This window comes from Verrucosispora sp. WMMD573 (genome assembly GCF_027497175.1).
Taxonomy (GTDB): Bacteria; Actinomycetota; Actinomycetes; order Mycobacteriales; family Micromonosporaceae; genus Micromonospora.
Window position 1 is genome coordinate 3692552 of the sequence record NZ_CP114901.1, and the last position, 20506, is coordinate 3713057.

Annotated in this window: 25 protein-coding genes; 19 read left to right on the plus strand and 6 right to left on the minus strand. The window is 72.2% G+C overall.

Annotation, left to right across the window (positions count from 1 at the left end; all coding sequences use genetic code 11):
• Window positions 1–105 precede the first annotated feature (105 nt).
• From O7601_RS16905 to O7601_RS16920, 4 genes are read left to right on the plus strand one after another with little or no spacing between them, the layout of a single operon-like run.
• The gene (locus O7601_RS16905; protein ID WP_281562080.1) at window positions 106–1374 is read left to right on the plus strand and encodes a cytochrome P450; all 1269 of its coding nucleotides are present in this window, start codon (window positions 106–108) and stop codon (window positions 1372–1374) included.
• Window positions 1375–1417: 43 nt separating this feature from the next.
• A complete protein-coding gene (gene def, locus O7601_RS16910) occupies window positions 1418–1978 on the plus strand; it encodes a peptide deformylase (RefSeq protein WP_281562081.1) in 561 nt (186 codons plus the stop codon).
• A 4-nt stretch (window positions 1979–1982) separates the two neighbouring features.
• Complete coding sequence (gene fmt / locus O7601_RS16915) at window positions 1983–2909, plus strand: methionyl-tRNA formyltransferase (RefSeq protein WP_281562082.1); 927 nt, start codon at window positions 1983–1985, stop codon at window positions 2907–2909.
• Entirely contained in the window at window positions 2906–4321 is a 1416-nt protein-coding gene (locus tag O7601_RS16920; protein WP_281562083.1) for a transcription antitermination factor NusB, read from the plus strand. Before fmt ends, O7601_RS16920 begins: the two co-directional genes overlap by 4 nt.
• A 248-nt stretch (window positions 4322–4569) precedes the next feature.
• Here the strand turns inward: O7601_RS16920 and O7601_RS16925 are convergent, their stop codons facing one another.
• Window positions 4570–4785, minus strand: coding sequence for a flavin reductase (locus tag O7601_RS16925; protein WP_281562084.1), 216 nt, complete (start codon window positions 4783–4785; stop codon window positions 4570–4572).
• 37 nt (window positions 4786–4822) lie between these two features.
• Complete coding sequence (locus O7601_RS16930) at window positions 4823–5122, minus strand: hypothetical protein (protein WP_281562085.1); 300 nt, start codon at window positions 5120–5122, stop codon at window positions 4823–4825.
• Between the two features lie 260 nt (window positions 5123–5382).
• On the opposite strand from O7601_RS16930, the gene O7601_RS16935 reads away from it, so the two are divergent.
• Entirely contained in the window at window positions 5383–6129 is a 747-nt protein-coding gene (locus tag O7601_RS16935) for a helix-turn-helix transcriptional regulator (RefSeq protein WP_281562086.1), read from the plus strand.
• Window positions 6117–6311 (plus strand): DUF397 domain-containing protein, encoded by a 195-nt coding sequence (locus O7601_RS16940; RefSeq protein ID WP_281562087.1) that lies wholly within the window; start codon window positions 6117–6119, stop codon window positions 6309–6311. Before O7601_RS16935 ends, O7601_RS16940 begins: the two co-directional genes overlap by 13 nt.
• A 433-nt stretch (window positions 6312–6744) precedes the next feature.
• Here the strand turns inward: O7601_RS16940 and O7601_RS16945 are convergent, their stop codons facing one another.
• Entirely contained in the window at window positions 6745–7629 is an 885-nt protein-coding gene (locus O7601_RS16945; protein WP_281562088.1) for a septum formation family protein, read from the minus strand.
• Window positions 7630–7715: 86 nt separating this feature from the next.
• Window positions 7716–8603: a septum formation family protein gene (locus O7601_RS16950; RefSeq protein WP_281562089.1), complete on the minus strand. Its 888-nt coding sequence runs from the start codon at window positions 8601–8603 to the stop codon at window positions 7716–7718.
• Between the two features lie 245 nt (window positions 8604–8848).
• Between O7601_RS16950 and rpe the strand changes: the two genes are divergently transcribed.
• The 6 genes from rpe to ribH all read left to right on the plus strand — a co-directional run bounded on the left by rpe (window position 8849) and on the right by ribH (window position 14340).
• The gene (gene rpe / locus O7601_RS16955) at window positions 8849–9529 is read left to right on the plus strand and encodes a ribulose-phosphate 3-epimerase (protein ID WP_281562090.1); all 681 of its coding nucleotides are present in this window, start codon (window positions 8849–8851) and stop codon (window positions 9527–9529) included.
• 1 nt (window position 9530) lies between these two features.
• Entirely contained in the window at window positions 9531–10514 is a 984-nt protein-coding gene (locus O7601_RS16960; RefSeq protein ID WP_281562091.1) for a response regulator, read from the plus strand.
• A gap of 376 nt (window positions 10515–10890) precedes the next feature.
• Window positions 10891–11952, plus strand: a complete 1062-nt coding sequence (gene ribD / locus O7601_RS16965; RefSeq protein WP_281562092.1) for a bifunctional diaminohydroxyphosphoribosylaminopyrimidine deaminase/5-amino-6-(5-phosphoribosylamino)uracil reductase RibD — start codon at window positions 10891–10893, stop codon at window positions 11950–11952.
• Window positions 11953–11954: 2 nt separating this feature from the next.
• Entirely contained in the window at window positions 11955–12575 is a 621-nt protein-coding gene (locus O7601_RS16970; RefSeq protein ID WP_281562093.1) for a riboflavin synthase, read from the plus strand.
• Complete coding sequence (locus tag O7601_RS16975; protein WP_281562094.1) at window positions 12572–13834, plus strand: bifunctional 3,4-dihydroxy-2-butanone-4-phosphate synthase/GTP cyclohydrolase II; 1263 nt, start codon at window positions 12572–12574, stop codon at window positions 13832–13834. The genes O7601_RS16970 and O7601_RS16975 overlap by 4 nt, the downstream gene beginning before the upstream one ends.
• 5 nt (window positions 13835–13839) lie before the next feature.
• Window positions 13840–14340 (plus strand): 6,7-dimethyl-8-ribityllumazine synthase, encoded by a 501-nt coding sequence (gene ribH, locus O7601_RS16980; RefSeq protein WP_281562095.1) that lies wholly within the window; start codon window positions 13840–13842, stop codon window positions 14338–14340.
• A gap of 13 nt (window positions 14341–14353) precedes the next feature.
• On the opposite strand, the gene O7601_RS16985 is transcribed toward ribH, so the two are convergent.
• On the minus strand, window positions 14354–15007 hold the full coding sequence (locus O7601_RS16985) for a hypothetical protein (protein ID WP_281562096.1): 654 nt from the start codon (window positions 15005–15007) through the stop codon (window positions 14354–14356).
• A gap of 138 nt (window positions 15008–15145) precedes the next feature.
• Window positions 15146–16006, minus strand: a complete 861-nt coding sequence (locus O7601_RS16990) for an ABC transporter substrate-binding protein (protein WP_281562097.1) — start codon at window positions 16004–16006, stop codon at window positions 15146–15148.
• 119 nt (window positions 16007–16125) lie between these two features.
• Here O7601_RS16990 and O7601_RS16995 point away from each other — a divergent pair, with 119 nt between their 5' ends.
• From O7601_RS16995 to O7601_RS17025, 7 genes are all read left to right on the plus strand, one after another.
• Window positions 16126–16407 carry a phosphoribosyl-ATP diphosphatase gene (locus O7601_RS16995; protein WP_166457935.1) on the plus strand — a complete coding sequence of 94 codons (282 nt, stop codon included), beginning with the start codon at window positions 16126–16128 and terminating at the stop codon, window positions 16405–16407.
• Window positions 16408–16452: 45 nt separating this feature from the next.
• Window positions 16453–17298 (plus strand): ATP phosphoribosyltransferase, encoded by an 846-nt coding sequence (gene hisG, locus O7601_RS17000; RefSeq protein ID WP_281562098.1) that lies wholly within the window; start codon window positions 16453–16455, stop codon window positions 17296–17298.
• Window positions 17299–17450: 152 nt separating this feature from the next.
• Window positions 17451–17918, plus strand: a complete 468-nt coding sequence (locus tag O7601_RS17005) for a PH domain-containing protein (protein ID WP_281566957.1) — start codon at window positions 17451–17453, stop codon at window positions 17916–17918.
• Between the two features lie 301 nt (window positions 17919–18219).
• Window positions 18220–18864, plus strand: coding sequence for a translation initiation factor IF-3 (gene infC / locus O7601_RS17010; protein WP_281562099.1), 645 nt, complete (start codon window positions 18220–18222; stop codon window positions 18862–18864).
• A gap of 20 nt (window positions 18865–18884) precedes the next feature.
• The gene (gene rpmI, locus O7601_RS17015; protein WP_093404274.1) at window positions 18885–19079 is read left to right on the plus strand and encodes a 50S ribosomal protein L35; all 195 of its coding nucleotides are present in this window, start codon (window positions 18885–18887) and stop codon (window positions 19077–19079) included.
• Between the two features lie 32 nt (window positions 19080–19111).
• Window positions 19112–19504 carry a 50S ribosomal protein L20 gene (rplT, locus tag O7601_RS17020; RefSeq protein ID WP_093404272.1) on the plus strand — a complete coding sequence of 131 codons (393 nt, stop codon included), beginning with the start codon at window positions 19112–19114 and terminating at the stop codon, window positions 19502–19504.
• A gap of 65 nt (window positions 19505–19569) precedes the next feature.
• A complete protein-coding gene (locus O7601_RS17025; RefSeq protein ID WP_281562100.1) occupies window positions 19570–20367 on the plus strand; it encodes an RNA methyltransferase in 798 nt (265 codons plus the stop codon).
• The last annotated feature ends 139 nt before the right edge of the window (window positions 20368–20506 follow it).

Here is a 20506-nt window from a genome sequence, read left to right on the forward strand (position 1 = left end):
AACCCGTCGGACCGCCGCCTACCGCCGGCTGAGCCGTGTCGGGTGCCGGCCGCGATGGCATCGGCCCGGCATGATGGAGCCTCCGGGACACACCGAGGAGGCCGGATGGAACCCGCCGAGGCGCTCGCATGGCTGATGTCGCCCGAGGGGCGGGTCGACCCGTACCCGGCGTACGAGCGGCTCCGCGCCCATGGGCCGATCGTGCAGGCCGAACCGGGCGTGTTCGTGGTCACCGGCTACGCCGAGGCCGACGAACTCCTGCGCGATGCCCGGGTCCGGGTGCTCGACGAGCATCTGCGGGACGGCCTCCTGCCGAACTGGCGGGACAGCCCGGCCGTGTCCTCGATCGCCCGGTCGATGCTGCGGACCAACCCGCCTGACCACAGCCGGATGCGCCGGCTCGCCGCCGGAGCCTTCACCCCGCGGCGGATCGCCGCCATGCGTGAGGTGGTCGCGGCGCAGGCCGACGAGCTGATCGACGCGATGGCTTCAGCCGGGCAGGGCGGCAGCCCGGTGGACTTCATGACCGATTTCGCCTACCCGCTTCCGGTCGGGGTGATCTGCGAACTGCTCGGTGTGCCCGCCGCCGACCGCCCGCTGTTCCGGCGCTGGACGGCCGACCTGACCGGGGTCCTGGAGCCCGAGATCACCCCGGCGGAGTTGGCCGTGGCCGACGCCGGCGCCACCGAACTGCGGGACTACTTCACCGACCTGGTGGCCGACCGCCGCCGGCACCCCGCCGACGACCTGACCACCGCCCTGGTGCAGGCCCACGACGCCGGTGAGCGGCTCACCGGCGAGGAACTGCTGGCGAACCTGGTGATCCTGCTCGTCGCGGGCTTCGAGACCACCACCAACCTGCTCGGCAACGGGCTGGCCGTGCTGCTGGCCCACCCCCGGGCCGCCGACGTGCTGCGTCAACACCCGCAGCATGCCCCGGCGTACGTCGACGAGCTGCTCCGCTTCGACTCACCGGTGCAGCTGACCACCCGCACCAGCGGCGAATCCGTCCGCCTCGACGGCGTCGAGGTGCCCGCCGGCGGCTGGCTCCTGCTGCTGCTCGGCGCGGCCAACCGCGACCCCCGGCGGTACCCGCAGCCGGAGCGGTTCGACCCATGGCGCGCGCAGCCGAACCCGCTCTCCTTCGGCGCCGGGCCGCACTACTGCCTGGGCGCGGGGCTGGCTCGCCTGGAGGCCCAGGTCGCCTTCCCGACGCTGCTGCGCCGGCTGCCCGGGCTGACACCGGCCGGCCAGCCCCGACGTCGGATCCGGCTGACCCTGCGCGGGTACGATCACCTGCCGGTCACCGTGGGTGAACCGCTGCCGGCGACGGTTGGTGGTGCGCCGGCCGGCACGGCCATCGGCAGTCCGTAGACTGGTACGGCACTACCGTCCCGCCGTGAAGGAGCCAACCCGCGTGACCGTCCAGCCCATCCGTCTGTTCGGGGATCCGGTGCTGCGCACGCCGGCCGATCCGGTGGTCGACTTCGACGTCGAGTTGCGCAAGCTCGTCGAGGACCTGACCGACACCATGCGTGAGCAGGGCGGCGCCGGTCTCGCCGCGCCGCAACTTGGTGTGGGCCTGCGGGTGTTCACCTTCGACGTCGACGACGTGCTCGGCCATCTGGTGAACCCGGTCCTGGAGTTTCCCGACGAGGAAGAGCAGGACGGCCCGGAGGGGTGCCTGTCCATCCCCGGACTCTACTTCGACACCAAGCGCCGGCAGAACGTGATCGCCAAGGGCTTCAACGGTTACGGCGACCCGATGCAGATCGTCGGCACCGGGCTGATGGCCCGCTGCGTGCAGCACGAGACCGACCACCTCGACGGGGTGCTCTTCCTCGACCGGCTGGACCCGGCCGGCCGCAAGGAGGCGATGAAGGCGATCCGCCAGGCCGACTGGTACGACGTCGCCGCCCCGCCCACCGTCAAGCTGAGTCCGCACGCCGCCGGCAGCCCCTTCGGTCTGGGGCGGTGACCGGGTGCGGGTGATTTTCGCCGGTACGCCGGCCGTCGCTGTGCCGGCCCTGGCCGCTGTGGCCGAGTCCCGGCACGAGCTGATCGCCGTGGTGACCCGCCCGGACGCGCCCGCCGGGCGCGGCCGAGGGCTGGTCCGTTCCCCGGTCGGCGCCTGGGCCGACGAGCACGGTGTCGAGGTGCTGACCCCGGCGCGTCCCCGGGAGCCGGAGTTCCTGGACCGGCTGCGCGAGTTGGCGCCGGACTGCGCGCCGGTGGTCGCCTACGGCGCGCTGGTGCCGCCGGTCGCGCTGGAGATACCCCGGCACGGCTGGGTGAACCTGCACTTCTCGCTGCTGCCCGCGTGGCGGGGTGCCGCACCCGTGCAGCACGCCGTCCTGCACGGCGACGAGCTGACCGGGGCCAGCGTCTTCCAACTGGAGCAGGGGCTCGACACCGGTCCGGTCTACGGCACGCTCACCGACGAGATCCGACCCGGGGACACCTCCGGTGACCTGCTGGAACGCTTGGCGCACAGCGGCGCCGGGCTGCTGGTGGCGGTGCTGGACGCGCTGGAGGACGGCACCGCCAGGGCCGAGCCGCAGCCTGCCGACGGCGTATCGCTGGCCCCGAAGCTGACCGTCGAGGACGCCCGGGTGCGCTGGGGCGACCCGGCCTTCGCGGTGGACCGGCGCATCCGCGCCTGCACCCCGGCCCCCGGCCCGTGGACGACCTTCCGGGACGAGCGGGTGAAGCTCGGCCCGGTCACCCCGGCACCGGATGCGCCCGACCTCAAACCCGGTGAGCTGTTCGTGGAGAAGGCGCGGGTGCTGGCCGGCACCGCCACCGTCCCGGTCCGTCTCGGCGAGGTACGCGCGGCCGGCAAGCGGGCCATGCCGGCGACCGACTGGGCGCGCGGTGCCCGGGTCGTCGCCGGGGAGGAGTTCGCGTGAGGGAGACCGCCGCTCGTGGCGGCGCGGAGCGACGTGGATTCCGTCCCAGCCGGCCAGTCGTCGACCGGGCGCGCTATGCGGCGTACGAGGCGGTCGCGGCGGTGCACCGCGACGACGCGTACGCCAATCTGGTGCTGCCGGCGATCCTGACCGACGCGGGCCTGGTCGGCCGGGACGCCGCCTTCACCACCGAGCTGACCTACGGCACCCTGCGCCATCTGGGCACCCTCGACGCGATCCTGACCGACGCGGCCGGGCGGGACGTGCAGCGGATCGATCCGCCGGTCCGCGACGCGCTGCGTATCGGCACATACCAACTGCTGCACACCCGGGTGCCGGCGCACGCGGCGGTCTCCTCCACCGTCGACCTGGTCCGGGCGGTCGGCCAGGGCGCCACCGGCTTCGCCAACGCCGTGCTGCGCGAGGTCGCCACCCGCGACGCCGACGAGTGGGTGACCCGCCTGGCACCCCCGGCCGAGAGTGACCCGATCGGACACCTCGCGCTGGCCTACAGCCATCCACAGTGGATCGTGCGGGCGTTCAGCGAGGCGCTCGGTGGCGACCTCGGCGAGACGACCCGTTTGCTGATCGAGGACAACGAGCGACCGCCGGTGCACCTGTGCGCCCGGCCCGGCCTGGTCGACCCGGTCGACCTCGCCGACGAGGTGGGCGGCGCGCCCGGCGCCTTTTCGCCGTACGCGGTCTACCTCGCCGGTGGCGCGCCGGGGGAGCTGGCGGCGGTGGCCGACGGCCGGGCGCACGTCCAGGACGAAGGTTCCCAACTGGTGGCGGACGCGCTGGCGCTGGCGCCGGTGGACGGGCCGGACGGCCGGTGGCTCGACCTGTGCGCCGGGCCGGGCGGCAAGTCGGGCCTGCTCGGGGCCCTCGCCGCACAGCGGGACGCGCGGCTGACCGCCGTGGAGGTGGCCGAGCATCGCGCCCGGCTGGTCGCCGGTGCCACCCGAGGGCTGCCGGTCACCGTGCTGAACACCGACGGTCGGCTGGTGGGCACCGAGCCGAAACTGCCGGAGGAACACTTCGACCGGGTGCTCGTCGACGCACCGTGCACCGGGCTCGGCTCGTTGCGCCGCCGCCCCGAGTCGCGCTGGCGGCGTCAGCCGTCCGACCTGTCCGCCCTGACCCGGTTGCAGCGCGAGTTGCTCGCCGCCGGGTTGCGGGCGGTCCGCCCGGGCGGGGTGGTGGCCTACGTGACCTGTTCGCCGCACACCGTGGAGACGCACGTGACGGTGACCGAGGCGGCCCGCCGCAGCGGGGTGCCGGTCGACTTCGTGGATGCCCGTACGGTGCTGCCGGCCGGCATGCCGGGGCTGGGCGACGGACCGACGGTGCAGTTGTGGCCGCACCGGCACGGCACCGACGCCATGTTCCTCGCCCTGCTCCGCCGCACCTGATCCGGACCGGGTAGCGCCGGGGATCCGGCGTGGCGTGCCCGGTCTGCGGACCGCCCGCCGTCGGGATCCGCGCGTGGCGTGCTGCGGACCGCCCGCCGTCGGGATCCGCGCGTGGCGTGCTGCGGACCGCCCGCAGCCAGGGTCCGCTTGTGGCGTGCTGCGGACCGGCCGCCCGGACTCGCCGGGCGCGGCGGTCGGGGGAAGAGCCGCAGCGACCGGGGCGGTTGATCATTCGGCGGAGCGGGTGGCTATTCGGCGGACCGGACGGGCACCCAGTCCGTGAACCGCCGGTGCAGATCCGGGAGCTGTTCACCGGGCGCTAGCCCGGCGAACTGCTCGGCGGCCTCTTCGCGCAACTCCACCAGGTGCACCATGAGCGCCGGCTTGTCCTCCCGGTACGTGGCGAGCAGATTCAGCTTCGCCGGAGAACAGGGCCAGGCGATCCCGCAGGCCCGCACCGCCACGTCGGGCGGGACGGGATGTGTGCCTCGATCCGGCCGTTCATCCGGTCACGCTCGCGACGCCGGAGCGGGGCCGGGAGCGACGCTCGGCGTACGGGACGGGCGGGACGTTCACCGGCCGCATCGCCGCAGGTCGCAGGAACAGCGCCCGCCGCTGCGTCGCGTCCCCGTGCCGATCGAGCTGGTAGACGTCGACCCAGGCCCACCCGTCGTACGTCGTGCGCTTCAGGTGCCGGATCACCCGGACCAGGATCGGCGTGTGGAACTGCGGGGATGCCTCCCGGGTCAGCAGATACACGCCGGGGCGGACCCGGGGTGTGCCGCCCTCCCGCGCGGTCACCGGTCACGCGCCGGCTTCTGCGCGGACATGGGTTCCGCGCCCGCCGATTCGTTCACTCATGGCTGTGCCTCCTCCGTCGTGGTTGGAGGGGGTCGCCCCGGTTTGCTCGCCCAGGGGCGACCCCCGGCGACCCGGCGAGCGGGATCGCCGTCCCAAGGCCCGCACGCGCCGCCCCGGAAACCATCGCGTGGTGAATGTGGACGACTACAGGGCGTAGGCATAGGTTCTACAGACGTCAAGGACGTCATGCGGGAGGCGGCATGAATCAGGCGTTGCGAGCAGCCATGGTGGACGCGGGGGAGACCGCCGAGAGTCTCGCCGAACAGGTCGGCGTGGATCCCAAGACGGTCGCGCGGTGGGTTGCCCCGGGGCGGGTGCCGCATCCCCGGCATCGTGCGGTGGCGGCTGCGGCACTCGGGCGGGACATCGAGGACATCTGGCCGGATGTTTTGAAGCGGCGCGAGCCGTCCTGGCTCCGGCCGTGGGTGGAGACGGAACTCCAGGCCACCGCGCTGCGGTCCTTTCAAGTCGCGGTCATCCCGGGCCTGTTGCAGACCCCCGAGTACGCCACAGCGGTGCTCAGCAGCGGCCTTCTCGCCCCGGACGAGGTGGCCGGCTACGTCGAGACCCGGATGCGCCGGCAGTCGTCGGTCCTGGAACGGCGCAAACCGCCGCTCTTCGTCGCGGTCATCGACGAGTTCGCTCTTCGTCGCGGCGCAGCGGACATCATGCACCCGCAGCTGGATCACCTGGTGCGGCTGGCGCAGCGGCCCAACATCCTGCTGCACGTGCTGCCGCTCGACGCCGGCCTGTACCCCGGGCAGGCGGGGCCGTTCGTCATCGCCACGACGGAGGACGGCGACGTCGCATATCTGGACGACCAGGCCGCCGGCCGGCTGACCAACGACACCGCCGCGCTCTGGTCCACTTGGGATACGCTGCGCTCGGTGGCGCTGCCGCGCCGCCAGACCATCGACTTTCTTGAGGCACGATCATGGCTGACCTGACCGGCGCCGTGTGGCGCACCAGCACCCGCAGCAGCTCGAATGGCGGCGACTGTGTCGAGGTCGCCGACAATCTTCCCGGCGTCGTCGGTGTCCGCGACTCGAAGGACCGGACCGGTCCGGCGTTGGTCTTCGCTCCGGCGGCCTGGCAGGCGTTCGTCGCCCGGTTCGTCACGGGTTCCTGACCCGACCTGTCCACAAGCGCCCGTTCCCACCCAGGAGCGGGCGCTCCGCCGTGACCGACGCGAGCCGCAAGACCCACCACCGCCGATCGACCGCCTCCCACACCCCGAAATCTCAACTCTCCGCCGAGATCTTGGACATTTTCCGTTAGCGCCTAACGGAAAATGTCCAAGATTGCGCGCGGCACCCGCCGCGGTGACGTTTCCAGCTACCGGTGTGCGGGGTGGGGTGATGCGCGGGGTGGGCCGGCGTGCGGGGTGGGGTGATGCGCCGGGGGTGGGCTGTCGCTGACGCCGAGGGGCTGAGGCTGTGCCAGGGTCAAGCTCTGTCGCCAGGGCCGGGGGCTGTCGCCAGGGCCGAGGGGCTGTCGCCAGGGATGGGGGCTGTCGCCAGGGCCGGGGGTTTCGCCGGGGGCGAAGGGCTGTCGCCGGGGGCTCAGGTGATCGGCAGGGCCCGGGTGCCGGCGCCCTTCATCGAGCGGGTGAGGGTGCGGTCGCTGATCCAGAGGAAGCACTGCACCGACCGGTTGCCGCTGCGCCACTCGCCTTCCGACGGGTGGTAGAAGATGGTGCCGACCCGGTACTGGAGGTTGCCGTCGTCCGGCACCTTCGCGTAGCGGGCGATGGCGCTGCGGCAACCACGGTGGCTCTGCGTCGGGTTCTCCAGGAACTCCGACCAACTGATCTCCGGCGCCTGCCACAGACCCACGAACTCCGCCCGGTGCTTCGCGGTGCACTCGACGGCGACCATCTCGGTCACCTCGTCGCCCTCGGTGCGGGCGTTGAAGCAGCCGTGCCGCAGCGGGGACGATCCGTCCAGCGCACCGGCCAGGCTGGCCGTGCGGCGCACGGGTATCGGGGTGTCGAGCCCGCGCAGCTCGTGGACGTCGCAGCGGAACCACCGGGCGCCGCCGGTCCACGCCTGCGGCGAGGGTAGGACGACGGTGAGCCCGATCCGGGCGCCGCGCCAGTCGCCGCCCAACGTCTCGCGGGCCTCGCGGTCGCACTCGCCGAATGCGGTGCGCATCCCCTTGCTGCCGACCGCCGGTGGACGAGCCCCGGTCGCCTCGGTGAGTGCCCCGACGTGCAGGGTCTCGGCCCGGTGCGGCTGCGCGCAGTCCACCGGTGCGTACGCGCTGAGGTAGCCGACCTCCTGCGGTTGACCGTGGCAGGTGCCGGAGCCGGGCGTGAAGACCGCCGGCGCGGCCATCGACACCCAGTCGTCGACCAGATCACCATCGGTGCCGGCCGGCCTGGTGCAGCCGGTCGCCGCCAGCGCCACCACGGTCGCCAGGGCGACTCCGGTCAGCCATCGTCGCATCCCTGTCGTCCTCCCGGTCCCCGCTGTCGAAGCGGCAGCATACGGCACCGGGCTCAGCGACCGGGCAAGTCGTTTGCGCACCGTGCTCAGGTGACAGGCAGTCCCTGTGGGCCGACGCCGCGCATCGAGCCGGTGAGCTTGCGGTCGTCGCTCCACAGGATGCACCGCACCCCCCGGTCGCCCTCCTCCCACTCCCGCTGCGAGGGCGGGTAGAAGATGGAACCGGCGCGGTAGGGCAGGTCGGCGTTGTTGGGCACGTCCGCGAAGGCGGCGATCAGCTCCATGCACCGTTTGTGGGCCTGGCCGGCCGCGCCGACGAACTGCTCCCAGCTCATGTCCTGCTCGACGTAGACGCCGACGAACTCGGCGCCGTGCGGCTCGGTGCACAGCACCGGGGCCATGTAGTTGAGGCTGTCGCCGATGAGCTTCGGGTCGAAGCAACGGTGCACCAGCGGTGAGTCGCCGATCAGCGCGCCGCGCAGGCTGCCGGTGCGGTTGACCGGCCGGGTGTTGTCGATGCTGTCGGTCTCGCTCAAATCGCAGCGGTACCAGCGGGCGCCGCCGCGCCAGGCCGGCGCAGACGGCAGCGAGATGTTGAGTGTCAACCGGGCGGTGTGCCAGTCACCACCGAGCACCAGGCGAGCCCGCTGGTCGCACTCCGCGCGGGCGGTGCGCAGCGCCGCCGACCCCGGTTCCGGGCGTTCGCCCTCAGCGGCGGCGTCGGTGAAGGTGCCCACGTGGACCGTCTCGGCGAGGTGGTTGCGAGCGCAGTCCACGGTCTCGTACGTGCTCGCCTGGACCACCGGGTTGACCCGGGGCAGGCAGGCGTCGGTGGCCGGCACGAACATGGTCGGTGCCCGCAGTGTCTGCCAGTCGTCGGTGAGATCGCCGTCGGTACCGCCCGGCCGCACGCAGCCGCTGAGCACCATCGCAGCCACACTGGCCAGCGCCAGTGCCGCGAGCCACCGTCGCATCGTCCGCCCTTTCCGGGAACTGCCGCCCGGCTGCCGGTTCCCGCGCCCACCGGCCTGCACGATACGTCACCGTCCCCGATGGAGTGTTGCCGCGAATCGGTCGTCTGGCCAGTGGAAGCTGAGCTTCATTCCGTTTCATCGGTTCGAAGGGGGTCATTCTGCACCATTGGTCACCTCCGGGTCACGGGGTGTCCCGGTTGATGGCACGCTGCCGTCGCCGCTGGCCGCGTTCGTACACTGGCCCTGTGACCGTACCGCCGCCGATCGTCGCGCCCAGCATCCTCGCCGCCGATTTCTCCCGTCTCGCCGAGGAGGTCCGTGCCGTTGAGGACGCCGCGGACTGGTTGCACGTCGACGTGATGGACAACCACTTCGTACCGAACCTGACAATCGGGCTGCCCGTGGTGCAGAGCCTGCGGGCCGCCACCAAGCTGCCCTTCGACGTACACCTGATGATCACCGACCCGCGGCGTTGGGCGCCCGGCTACGCCGACGCGGGGGCGTACAACGTCACCTTCCACGCCGAGGCCTGCGACGACCCGGTGGCGTTGGCCCGGGACCTGCGGGCGGCCGGCGCCAAAGCGGGGCTGGCGATCGACCGGGACACCCCGATCGAGCCGTACCTCGACCTGCTGCCCAGCTTCGACACGCTGCTGGTCATGACCATCAAGGCCGGGTTCGGCGGGCAGCGCTTCCTCCCGCAGCTGTTGGACAAGGTGCGCACCGCGCGTCGCCACGTCGACGCCGGCCACCTGGAGCTGCGCATCGAGGTCGACGGCGGCATCGCCGCCGACACCATCGAGCAGGCGGCCGCGGCGGGCGCCGACGCCTTCGTGGCCGGCACCGCCGTCTACGGCGCCGACGACCCGGCCGAGGCGGTACGCCGGCTGCGCGCGCTGGCCGAGGGCGCGGCGGCCGGGGCCTGACGTGGACGCCCCCGACGACGATCGCAGGGACGTGATCCTCGTCGTCGACGACGACGAGGACATCGCCCGCTTCGTCGAGTTCAACCTGCGCATCCAGGGCTTCGACGTGATCCTCGCCGCCGACGGCCAGGAGGCGTTGGAGCTGATCGAGCGCCAGCGGCCCGACCTGGCCGTGGTCGACCTGATGATGCCGCGGGTGGACGGGCTGGAACTGACCCGGCGGCTGCGCGCCGACCCGATGACCGCCGCCCTGCCGGTGATCATGCTGACCGCCAAGGGGATGACCCAGGACAAGGTCCACGGGCTCAACGCGGGCGCGGACGACTATCTGGTCAAGCCCTTCGACAATGCCGAGCTGGTCGCCCGGGTCAGCTCGACGCTGCGGCGCAACAAGGAGTTCCGGGAGGTGTCCCCGCTGACCGGCCTGCCGGGCAACAACCGGATCCGCCGGGAGATCGCCGACCGCGTCCGCGGGGGCGCGGACTATGCTGTCGGCTACATCGACATCGACCGATTCAAGAGTGTCAACGACCGGTACGGGTTCGTCCGGGGCGACGGCTTCATCTCCGCGCTCGCCCGCAGCCTGCACCGGGCGGTCGTCGCGGTGGCCCTGCCGCCGGCCTTCCTCGGCCATGTCGGCGGCGACGACTTCGTCTTCGTGTGCACGCCCGAGCAGGTACGGCCACTCACCCTGCGGGTGTCGTCGGACTTCGAGAAGGCCGCGGACGCCCTCTACGATCCCACCGACCGGGAACGCGGCTACGTGGAGTTGAAGGACCGACGGGGCAACATCCGCCGGGCGGCGCTGGTCACCCTCTCCATCGGCGTCGCCATCTCCGACGCCGAAAAGCGGATCACCAACCCGCTGGCGGCGATGACCGTCGCCTCCGAGATGAAGACCGTGGCCAAGAGCCAACCCGGCTCGTACGTGGCGGTGGATCGCCGTCGCGGCGTCGCCGACCCCGGTCACCGTCATGTGAAGTAGCTCGCCCGGGTGGCCCGGCGCCCCGCCGGACGTGTAAGACTTTGCTCAGTACCCACCACGCGCTGGCGGGACTCGGTGTAATTCCGAACCGGCGGTGATCCACGGTCCGACCGTGGTAAGCCCGCGACCCGGGAGCGGTTCATCCGCCCGGTGGACCTGGTGAGAATCCGGGGCCGACGGTTGGGGGCGGTTCGTCCGCGCCCAGACAGTCCGGATGGGAGACAGCGCGCGGGACGGAAGGGCCGTGTGGCTCGCCGGGCTCCGGCGTGCGCGCGTCCCGGCCGGGGCGGCTGTGCCGTACCCGGACTCCGCCTGCCCGTGGCCACCTGGCCGAACTCCCTGCCCGCGCGTACGAGCGAGAGGGCAACGGCAGGCGATGGCAAGCGTCTCCGTGGACGAGGCGATGCGTCGCGCGATCGAACTCGCGGCGCGCGGGCTCGGCACCACCAGTCCCAATCCGGTCGTCGGCTGCGTGTTGCTCGACGCCGACGGCGAGGTGGTCGGCGAGGGCTTCCACGCCTACGCCGGGGGACCGCACGCCGAGATCGTCGCGCTGGCCCAGGCCGGCAAGCGGGCCAAGGGTGGCACGGCGGTGGTCACCCTTGAACCCTGCGACCACGTCGGCCGCACCAGCCCCTGTAGCACCGCGCTGGTCCAGGCGGGGGTGGCCCGGGTCGTCATCGCCGTGCCGGACCCCAACCCGGTCGCCACCGGCGGCGCCGCCACCTTGCGGGCCGCCGGGGTCCGCGTCGACCTGGGAGTACGCGAGGCCGAGGCGGAAAGCGGCAACGTGGCCTGGTTGACGGCAATGCGTCGGGGCTGGCCGTACGTGATCTGGAAGTACGCGGCGACGCTGGACGGCCGCTCCGCGGCGGCCGACGGCACCAGCATGTGGATCACCTCCGAGGCCGCCCGGATGGACGTGCACGCGCTGCGCGCCACCGTCGACGCGGTGCTCGTCGGCGTCGGCACGGTCCTCGCCGACGATCCCCGCCTCACCGTGCGCAACCTGCGCGACGGCAGCCTGGCCATCCGGCAGCCGCTGCGCGTGGTGGTCGACTCCGCCGGGCGTACCCCGGATGACGCCCGGGTCCGCGACGGCGCCGCCCGGACCTGGGTGGCCACCGCGCAGGAGGTGGGCGCCGGCCCGGACGGCGGCGTCGACCTGCCGGCGCTGCTCGCCGCCCTGCACACCCGTGGGATACGGGCCGTGCTGCTGGAGGGCGGGCCCCGGCTCGCCGGGGCGTTCCTCGCCGCCGGCCTGGTCGACCGGGTGGTCGGCTACCTCGCGCCCCGGCTGCTCGGGGCCGGACCGGCCGCGCTTGTCGACGCGGGTGTGACCACCATCGCCGAGGCCATCGACCTGGAACTCACCGACGTTACGCAGGTCGGTCCCGACCTGCGGATCACCGCGCTGCCCCGGAAGAGGGAGGGCTAGGCATGTTCACCGGCATCGTCGAGGAACTGGGCGAGGTCGTCGGGGTTACCCCGACGGCGGAGGACTCGTCCCTGGTAGCGGTTCGTGGCCCACTGGTCACCTCCGACGCACGGCACGGCGACTCGATCGCGGTAAACGGGGTCTGCCTGACCGTCGTCGACGTCGACGGCGGGGTGTTCACCGCCGACGTGATGGGCGAGACGCTGCGTCGTTCGGCGCTGGGCGGGCTGCGTGCCGGCGACCGGGTCAACCTGGAACGGGCCGCCGCGCTGGGCAGCCGCCTCGGCGGTCACCTGGTGCAGGGGCACGTCGACGGCGTGGGCGAGGTGCTCTCCCGCGAGCCGGCGGCGCGCTGGGAGACGGTCCGGTTCCGGTTGCCCGCCGCGCTGTCCCGGTACGTGGTGGAGAAGGGCTCGGTCACCGTCGACGGGGTTTCGCTGACCGTCGCCGAGGTGGGCGACGACTGGTTCGCCGTTGGCCTGATCCCCACCACCCTGTCGGCGACCACGCTCGGCACCCGGTCCGTGGGCGACCCGGTGAACCTGGAGATGGATGTGCTGGCCAAGTACGTCGAGCGGCTGCTGGCCGGCCGCGTGGCCGACGGGGCGGAGGTGTCGGCATGACCTTCGCCGACATCGAGCAGGCCCTGGTCGAGATCGCCGCCGGCCGTCCGGTCGTGGTGGTCGACGACGCCGACCGGGAGAACGAGGGCGACCTGATCTTCGCGGCCGAGCTGGCCACCCCGGAACTGCTGGCCTTCACGGTGCGGCACACCTCGGGCTTCATCTGCGTGCCGCTCACCGAGAGCGAGTGCGATCGGCTCGACCTGCCGCCCATGCACCACACCAACCAGGACCGGCGGCAGACCGCGTACACGGTGACCGTCGACGCCCGGGAAGGGATCACCACCGGCATCTCGGCGGCCGACCGGGCGCACACCATCCGGCTGCTCGCCGACCCGGCCACCGGATCGACGGACCTGGCCCGTCCGGGGCACGTGGTGCCGCTGCGGGCCCGCAAGGGTGGCGTGCTGCGACGTCCCGGGCACACCGAGGCGGCCGTGGACCTGACCCGGCTGGCCGGGCTGCGTCCGGCCGGGGTGCTCTGCGAGCTGGTCAACGACGACGGCACCATGATGCGGCTGCCGGACCTGGAGAAGTTCTGCGCCGAGCACTCGCTGACCCTGGTCACCATCGCGGATCTGATCGCGTACCGACGGCGTACCGAGAAGCAGGTCGAGTTGGTCGCGGACGCGCGGATGCCCACCGAGCACGGGGTGTTCCGGGCGCTGGGCTACCGCAGCGAGTACGACTCGGCCGAGCACGTGGCGTTGGTGATGGGCGAGATCGGCGACGGCCGTGACGTGCTGGTCCGGGTCCACTCGGAGTGCCTGACCGGCGACGTCTTCTCGTCGGTGCGCTGCGACTGCGGGCCGCAGCTCAACGCCGCCCTGGACCGGGTGGCCCGCGAGGGGCGGGGCGTGGTCCTCTACGTACGCGGTCACGAGGGACGCGGCATCGGGCTGCTGCACAAGCTTCAGGCGTACCAGTTGCAGGACCAGGGCCGCGACACGGTGGACGCCAACCTCGACCTCGGCCTGCCGGCCGACGCGCGGGACTACGGCACCGGCGCGCAGATCCTCTACGACCTCGGGGTCCGCTCGATGCGGCTGTTGACCAACAACCCGGCCAAGCGGGCGGGGCTGGAGGGCTACGGCCTGACCATCACCGGCCGTGAGGGGCTGCCGGTGCGTCCGCACCCGGAGAACGTACGTTACCTGCGGACCAAGCGGGACCGGATGGGTCACCTGATTGACCAGCTTGACGAGGTGGCCGAGGCGCCGATGGGGCGTACGGTGCCGGGCACAGAGATCGGAGCTTAGGAGAGATGGCGGGTTTCGGGGAGCCGGGTTCGGCTCCGGTGGACGCGGCCGGAATGACCGTCGGTGTGGTCGCCGCGCGCTGGCACGGTGACCTGACCGACCACATGCTCGACCGGGCGGTGGCCGCCGCGCAGGCGTGCGGTGCCCGGGCGGTGGTGGCCCGGGTGGCCGGCTCGGTGGAACTACCGGTGGTGGCGCAGGCGCTGGCGCGGCGCTGTGACGTGGTGGTCGCCCTCGGCGTGGTGGTACGCGGTGCCACCGCCCACTTCGACTACGTCTGCCGTTCGGTCACCGACGGCCTGACCCGGGTCGCCCTTGACGAGGGTAAGCCGGTTGCCCACGGCGTGCTCACCGTGGACACCATCGAGCAGGCCCGCGACCGCGCCGGCCTGCCCGACTCCGCTGAGGACAAGGGCTGGTCGTCGACGGTGGCCGCCCTCGACGCCGCCCTCGCCATCCGCCACAGCACCGCTGCCGGCAACTACCCCGTCGGCTTCGGCACCTGACGGTTGTGGCGCCTCAGCTCTCCTCCTCGTCCGGGTCGAACTGTGCCTGGACGGCCTGTTCGACCGCCGCCGCGGACAGCGGGGTGACGGTCTGGCCGCTGATCGTGCAGCCGGCCCAGTAGCTGCCGGTGCCCTGCGAACCCTGGATGCTCCAGTAGTCGCTGTCGCATCGGGCGACGTCCCGGTTCACGTCGTCCAGGTCGGCCTCGCTGAGCAGCACGTGCGGGATGCCGGCCTTGCTGACGTACATGAAGTCCTTCGGCAGGTAGATCGTCACGTTGTCCACCCCGGCGGCGACCAGGTGGTGGCCCAGCGCAATGACGTCGTGTCCGGTGTGGCAGACGAGGAACCACAGGCTGTGGCCGCTGATCCCGGCGGGGGTGAACTTGGCGGCCAGGTCCTGGGCGAACTGGTCCAGCCACCGCCCGCCGATCCACGGTGCCTCCTGGCCGGACCGGGGATCCATGTCGTAGCCGGAGTGGGCGAGGACCAGGACCGGCTCGCCGGGATCGAGCGGCGGCTTCAGCGGGGTCTGCATCTCGGCGATCGTGCTGTTGAGCACGGCCCGGGCGACGTGCTGTGTCACCGCCTTGTTCGCCCGGAGGCGCTCGACGTCGGCCGCGAACTCGCGGCTGAGCTTGCTCTTGCTCTCGATGATCCAGATCATGGGGGCGCTCCCGGGCGACGAGGGGTGTCGCCTCAGGATGGGGCCACCCGTCGGCGACCAGCACCGACCAGTCCTCTTCCGAACAGTCGGAAAACCGGCTTCCTGTCGCACGCCCGCTGGGTCGGCGCGGGCCGGTGCTCAGGTGAGTTCGGGTGCTTCCGCGTCCTGGGTGAGCCACCGCTCCTCCAACTGCTTGAGGACGCCCTCGGAGGCGAGCTGCCCGACCGCCGCACTGACGCAGCCGGCCAGCGGCGAGTCCTTCGCCAGCAGCAGTCCGAACGCCTCCGGGCTGCCCACCTGGGGAAGCTGCCCGACGATCACCGCGTCGTCGATCTTCCCACCGGCGAGGTCGAACGCGGTGGGCAGATCCACCACCAGACCGTCTATCCGCCCGCCGCGCAACGCCTCCGTGGCCTCGTCGTCTGACTTGTAGGCCCTCGGCTCGGACGTCGGCCGCACCAGATCGGTGATGGCCTGGTAGCTGGCCGTGTCGGTCCGGGCGCCGAGCCGGGCGTCCCGCAGCTCGGCCAGCGCCCTCCGGTCGACGATCTTGGAGGATTTCAGCGTGACGACCGCCTGCCGGACCAGGTAGTACGGCGCGGAGAAGTCGACCGCCTGCCGGTGCTCCTCGGTCATCGAGTACCTGTCGATGCCGAAGTCGAAGGTCTTCGGCCCGGGGGCGACAGCGGCGTCGGACGCGACCCGGGTCCAGGTGACGTCGTCGCGGGCGTAGCCGAGCTGCTCCGCCACCGCGTAGCCGACGGCGGACTCGAAACCCTTGCCGTTCGCCGGCTGGTCGTCGACGAACCACGGCTCGTCGGCCGGCTCACCGGTGGCGATGGTGAGCGCGCCCGGCGTCTGGGTGGGCAGGGTTTCCTTGGCGCACGCCATCGACACGGTCGGCATGGGCGCGGGCTGGGCCTGCGGGGTGCAGGCGCTGGCCGCGAGCAGGACGGCCGCCGCGGAGGCGAAGGCGAGGGTACGCGGGGTGGTGACCATGGCGGACAGCGTACGACCAACATAGGCGGGGATCGAAGGGTTGTCCCACCGCCCCGGTCGGTGTGCCGGTCCCGTCCACCGGTCATCACCGACCCGGTGCTCGGGTCGACCCTCGGCGACTGCGAGAATCCGTCTCCGTGAAGACGTTCGAGGAGTTGTTCGCGGAGTTGCAGGCCAAGGCCGCGGCCGGCACCCCCGGCTCGGGCACGGTCGCCGCACTGGAGAAGGGCGTGCACTTCATCGGCAAGAAGGTCGTCGAGGAGGCGGCCGAGTCGTGGATGGCCGCCGAGCACGAGGGGCCCGAGCGCACCGCCGAGGAGATCTCCCAGCTGCTCTACCAGGTCCAGGTGCTGATGCTCGCCAGCGGTCTGGACCTGAAGGACGTCTACCGACATCTGTGAGTGCCCCCACCGTCGAACCGAAACCGATCGAAGGAGCACTCCGTCATGCTGCGTGTCGCCGTACCCAACAAGGGCGCCCTGGCCGATTCCGCCGCCCAGATGCTGCGTGAGGCGGGCTACCGCCAGCGCACCGACACCAAGGACCTGGTCTGCCGCGACCAGGCCAACGACATCGAGTTCTTCTACCTGCGGCCGAAGGACATCGCCACCTACGTCGGCTCCGGTGACCTGGACGTCGGCATCACCGGCCGGGACCTGCTGATCGACTCCGGCGCGCCGGCCGAGGAGGTCGTCGACCTGAACTTCGGCCGGGCCACCTTCCGGTTCGCCGCCCGACCGGACGACGTCGACGACGTACGGGAGCTGGGTGGGCACCGGATCGCCACCGCGTACCCGGGGCTGGTCGAGCGGCACCTCGCCGAGCTGGGCGTCAAGGCGGACGTGATCCGCCTCGACGGCGCTGTGGAGAACGCTATCCGGCTGGGCGTCGCCGACGTGGTCGCCGACGTGGTCGAGACCGGGGCCACGCTGCGCCAGGCCGGTCTGGTGGTCTTCGGTGAGCCGCTGCTGCAATCCTCGGCGGTGCTGGTACGCCGCACCGGCGCGGCCTCGCACCCGCAGGCCGAGCAGATGCTGCGCCGGCTGCACGGGGTGCTGGTGGCCCGCCGCTACGTGATGCTCGCCTACGACGTGCCGGCCGGGCTGCTGGATCGGGCCAGCTCGCTCACCCCGGGCATCGAGTCGCCGACGGTCTCACCGTTGCACCGGGAGGGCTGGGTGGCGGTGCAGGCCATGGTGCTCCGCGACGACGTGCACCGGATCATGGACGAGCTCTACGAACTGGGCGCCCGCGCGATCCTGGTCACCAACATCCACGCCTGCCGGTTGTGAGCCGCTGCCCCGATGGCCCGTGAGGTCCACGTCAGTGTGGCGGCGGACGGCCGGCCGGAACCGGATGGCAGACTTGGGCCATGAGTGAGCGGCGGGACGCGACGCAGCCCAGCGCCGGCACGGGCGAGCGTGAGCAGGCGGCCGGCGTCGAGCTGATCCGGCTGCGGCCGCGACGGATCCGACTGGTCTGTGGGGTGTCGGCCGTCCTGCTGGTCGTGGTCTTCGCGCTGGTCGCCACCACGCTGACCGGGCCCACCGGTAACGGGTACGGCACCTTCCAGCGCGGTGACCAGTTCGCCATGATCGGGCTCGGGATCCTGTTCGCCCTGGGCACCCTGCTGTTCACCCGACCTCGGGTCGAGGCGGACGTGCGGGGGGTGCGGGTCCGCAACATCATCGGCTCCTACGAGCTGCCGTGGGAGGTCGTCCGGGGGATCCGGTTCGACCGGGGCGCCCCGTGGGCGGCCCTGGAGCTGTACGACGACGACCTGCTGCCGGTGGTCGCCCTCCAGGCCGCCGACAAGCAGCTCGCCGTCGACGGGGTGCGCGCGCTGCGCCGGCTGCACAAGGCGCATCTGGTTGCGCTCGCCGCGCGGGCGGCGGGCCAGCGCCCGGTTTGAGGTCGCCGTTACCGAGGGTGTAGTGTTGTCGAGTCGACCAGGCTGTCCGCTCCGGCGGGCGGCCATGAAAGCGGAGCGCCTGCTCCCACCCGAGTCGCCGTCTCTGGCGTCCGGGTCCGGTCACCGGTTCCGGGCCCGTCCCGGCACCGGATGCGCGATCCTGTGATCGTGCCGACCGGTCGAGCAGGCCCTGGCATACGCCGGGGCCTTCTACTTTCCGGGCCGGCTCCCACCGGGAGCCGCCGGGTCGGCCACGCATGAAGATCCGACTCGAGGAGGCCCCATCAGCGTCGAACCACGCGTGAACGAGCAGATCCGGGCACGTGAGGTCCGACTGGTCGGCCCCGAGGGTGAGCAGGTGGGCATCGTCCCGCTGGAGCGCGCCCTTCAGCTGGCCGCGGACGTCGATCTGGACCTGGTCGAGGTTGCGCCGATGGCGCGCCCGCCGGTGTGCAAGCTCATGGACTTCGGCAAGTTCAAGTACGAGAGCGCACTGAAGGCGCGCGAAGCGCGGCGTAACCAGCAGCAGACCGTCATCAAGGAGATGAAGCTCCGGCCGAAGATCGATCCGCACGACTACGAGACCAAGAAGGGTCACGTGGTGCGGTTCCTCAAGGCCGGCGACAAGGTCAAGGTGACGATCATGTTCCGCGGTCGCGAGCAGAGCCGCCCGGAGCTGGGCTACCGGCTCCTGCGTCGGCTTGAGTCCGAGATCACGGAACTGGGATACGTGGAGTCCGCTCCGAAGCAGGACGGCCGAAACATGATCATGGTTCTCGCTCCGCACCGGGCCGTGAAGGCCAGCGCGGTCGCCGCCACGGCGTCCCGCGGTGGGCCTCGGGAGCGGACCGCGGAGGAGCCCGCCGCGGCCGCCGAATCTGCGGTGACCAGTGAGAGCGCAGCAGCCGGTGAGACCGGCACGACCGCTGACACCAGCGGTCAGTAACAGGGGAGAAGACGTTCCACATGCCGAAGATGAAGAGCCACACGGGGATGGGCAAGCGGGTCCGCGTGACCGGCAAAGGCAAGATCACGAAGCAGCAGGCCGGTCTGCGCCACAACCTGGAGAAGAAGCCCTCCACCCGCACCCGCCGACTGACGGGCGTGGTCGAGGTGGCCAAGGCTGACGTCAAGCGCATCAAGAAGCTGCTCGGCCGCTGACGCGCGCCACCTGAATCCAAGAAGGAGTTGAGATGGCACGCGTCAAGCGGGCTGTTAACGCCCAGAAGAAGCGCCGTACCCTGCTGGAGACCGCGAGCGGATACCGCGGTCAGCGCTCCCGGCTGTACCGCAAGGCCAAGGAGCAGGTGCTGCACTCGATGCAGTACGCCTACCGGGACCGTCGCGACCGCAAGGGCGACTTCCGGCAGCTGTGGATCCAGCGGATCAACGCGGGTGCCCGCGCCAACGGGATGACCTACAACCGGCTGATTCAGGGCCTGCGCCTGGCCGGCATCGAGGTCGACCGCAAGATCCTGGCCGACCTGGCGGTCAACGACGCCGCCGCGTTCGCGGCGATCGTCGAGCTGGCCCGGGCCGCCGTGCAGGCCGAGGGCACCGGCGGCGCGCCCGCCCAGGCCGCCTGAGTCCCACCCAGCGCAGCGAGGCGTCCCTCGGCAACGGGGGACGCCTCGCGCGTGTGGTCCAGACCATGCCCTTCACACCGCGTACGCCCCGGGTGGTGGCCGCGCGCCGGCTTCAGCGTCGCCGTGACCGCGACGCCGCTGGCCGGTTCCTCGCCGAGGGACCGCAGGCGGTCCGGGAGGCGCTGAGCCGACCCCGCACCGTGCTGGAGCTGTTCGGCACCCCGGCCGCCCTCGACCGGTACGCCGACCTCGCGGCGAGCGCCGCCAGCGACGACGTACCCGTCTCCGAGGTGACCGACGAGGCGCTGGCCGCACTCGCCGAGACCGTCGCCCCGCAGGGGCTGGTCGCCGTCTGCCGGCACCTCGACATGTCCCTGGCCGTCGCGCTGTCCCGCAGCCCCCGACTGGTGGCCGTGCTCGCCGGCATCCGTGACCCGGGCAACGCCGGCACGGTGCTGCGTACCGCCGACGCGGCCGGCGCCACCGTAGTGATCTTCGCGGGTGACGCCGTCGACCCGTACAACGGCAAGTGCGTCAGGTCGTCCGCGGGCAGCCTGTTCCACGTCGACGTGGTCCGGGAACGCGACCCGGTCGCGACGCTCACCGCCGCCCGGGCCGCCGGGCTCACCGTGCTCGCGGCCACCGGCCACGGCGAAGACGACCTGGACGAGTTGGTCGATGCCGGCCGGCTGGGCGTACCGACCGCCTGGCTGTTCGGCTCCGAGGCGCACGGCCTGCCGGTCGAACTGGCCGAGGCCGCCGACGCGCGGGTCCGGGTGCCACTGCACGGGCGGGCCGAGAGCCTCAACCTGGCTGCGGCGGCGGCCGTCTGCCTGTACGCTTCAGCCAGAGCACAGCGCTGACCGAGGTCACGCGCACACGACGGAGGAGATGCGGCCCCGATGGTGAACGCACCACGGCGTTCGTTTAGCCAGCCCGCCGGTGTCGGCGGGCGGCGGGCCTGACCTGCTCTCCACGCGACTCCCACCGGCGGGCTGCGGC

Bases quoted from the DNA above. Each gene is read 5' to 3' on its own strand.
- O7601_RS16905 (WP_281562080.1), top strand. From the start codon at position 106: ATGGAACCCGCCGAGGCGCTCGCATGGCTGATGTCGCCCGAGGGGCGG.
- O7601_RS16935 (WP_281562086.1), top strand. From the start codon at position 5,383: ATGAATCAGGCGTTGCGAGCAGCCATGGTGGACGCGGGGGAGACCGCC.
- O7601_RS16940 (WP_281562087.1), top strand. From the start codon at position 6,117: ATGGCTGACCTGACCGGCGCCGTGTGGCGCACCAGCACCCGCAGCAGC.
- O7601_RS16945 (WP_281562088.1), bottom strand. From the start codon at position 7,629: ATGCGACGATGGCTGACCGGAGTCGCCCTGGCGACCGTGGTGGCGCTG.
- O7601_RS16950 (WP_281562089.1), bottom strand. From the start codon at position 8,603: ATGCGACGGTGGCTCGCGGCACTGGCGCTGGCCAGTGTGGCTGCGATG.
- ribD (WP_281562092.1), top strand. From the start codon at position 10,891: ATGGCAAGCGTCTCCGTGGACGAGGCGATGCGTCGCGCGATCGAACTC.
- O7601_RS16970 (WP_281562093.1), top strand. From the start codon at position 11,955: ATGTTCACCGGCATCGTCGAGGAACTGGGCGAGGTCGTCGGGGTTACC.
- O7601_RS16975 (WP_281562094.1), top strand. From the start codon at position 12,572: ATGACCTTCGCCGACATCGAGCAGGCCCTGGTCGAGATCGCCGCCGGC.
- ribH (WP_281562095.1), top strand. From the start codon at position 13,840: ATGGCGGGTTTCGGGGAGCCGGGTTCGGCTCCGGTGGACGCGGCCGGA.
- O7601_RS16985 (WP_281562096.1), bottom strand. From the start codon at position 15,007: ATGATCTGGATCATCGAGAGCAAGAGCAAGCTCAGCCGCGAGTTCGCG.
- O7601_RS16990 (WP_281562097.1), bottom strand. From the start codon at position 16,006: ATGGTCACCACCCCGCGTACCCTCGCCTTCGCCTCCGCGGCGGCCGTC.
- hisG (WP_281562098.1), top strand. From the start codon at position 16,453: ATGCTGCGTGTCGCCGTACCCAACAAGGGCGCCCTGGCCGATTCCGCC.
- rpmI (WP_093404274.1), top strand. From the start codon at position 18,885: ATGCCGAAGATGAAGAGCCACACGGGGATGGGCAAGCGGGTCCGCGTG.
- rplT (WP_093404272.1), top strand. From the start codon at position 19,112: ATGGCACGCGTCAAGCGGGCTGTTAACGCCCAGAAGAAGCGCCGTACC.
- O7601_RS17025 (WP_281562100.1), top strand. From the start codon at position 19,570: ATGCCCTTCACACCGCGTACGCCCCGGGTGGTGGCCGCGCGCCGGCTT.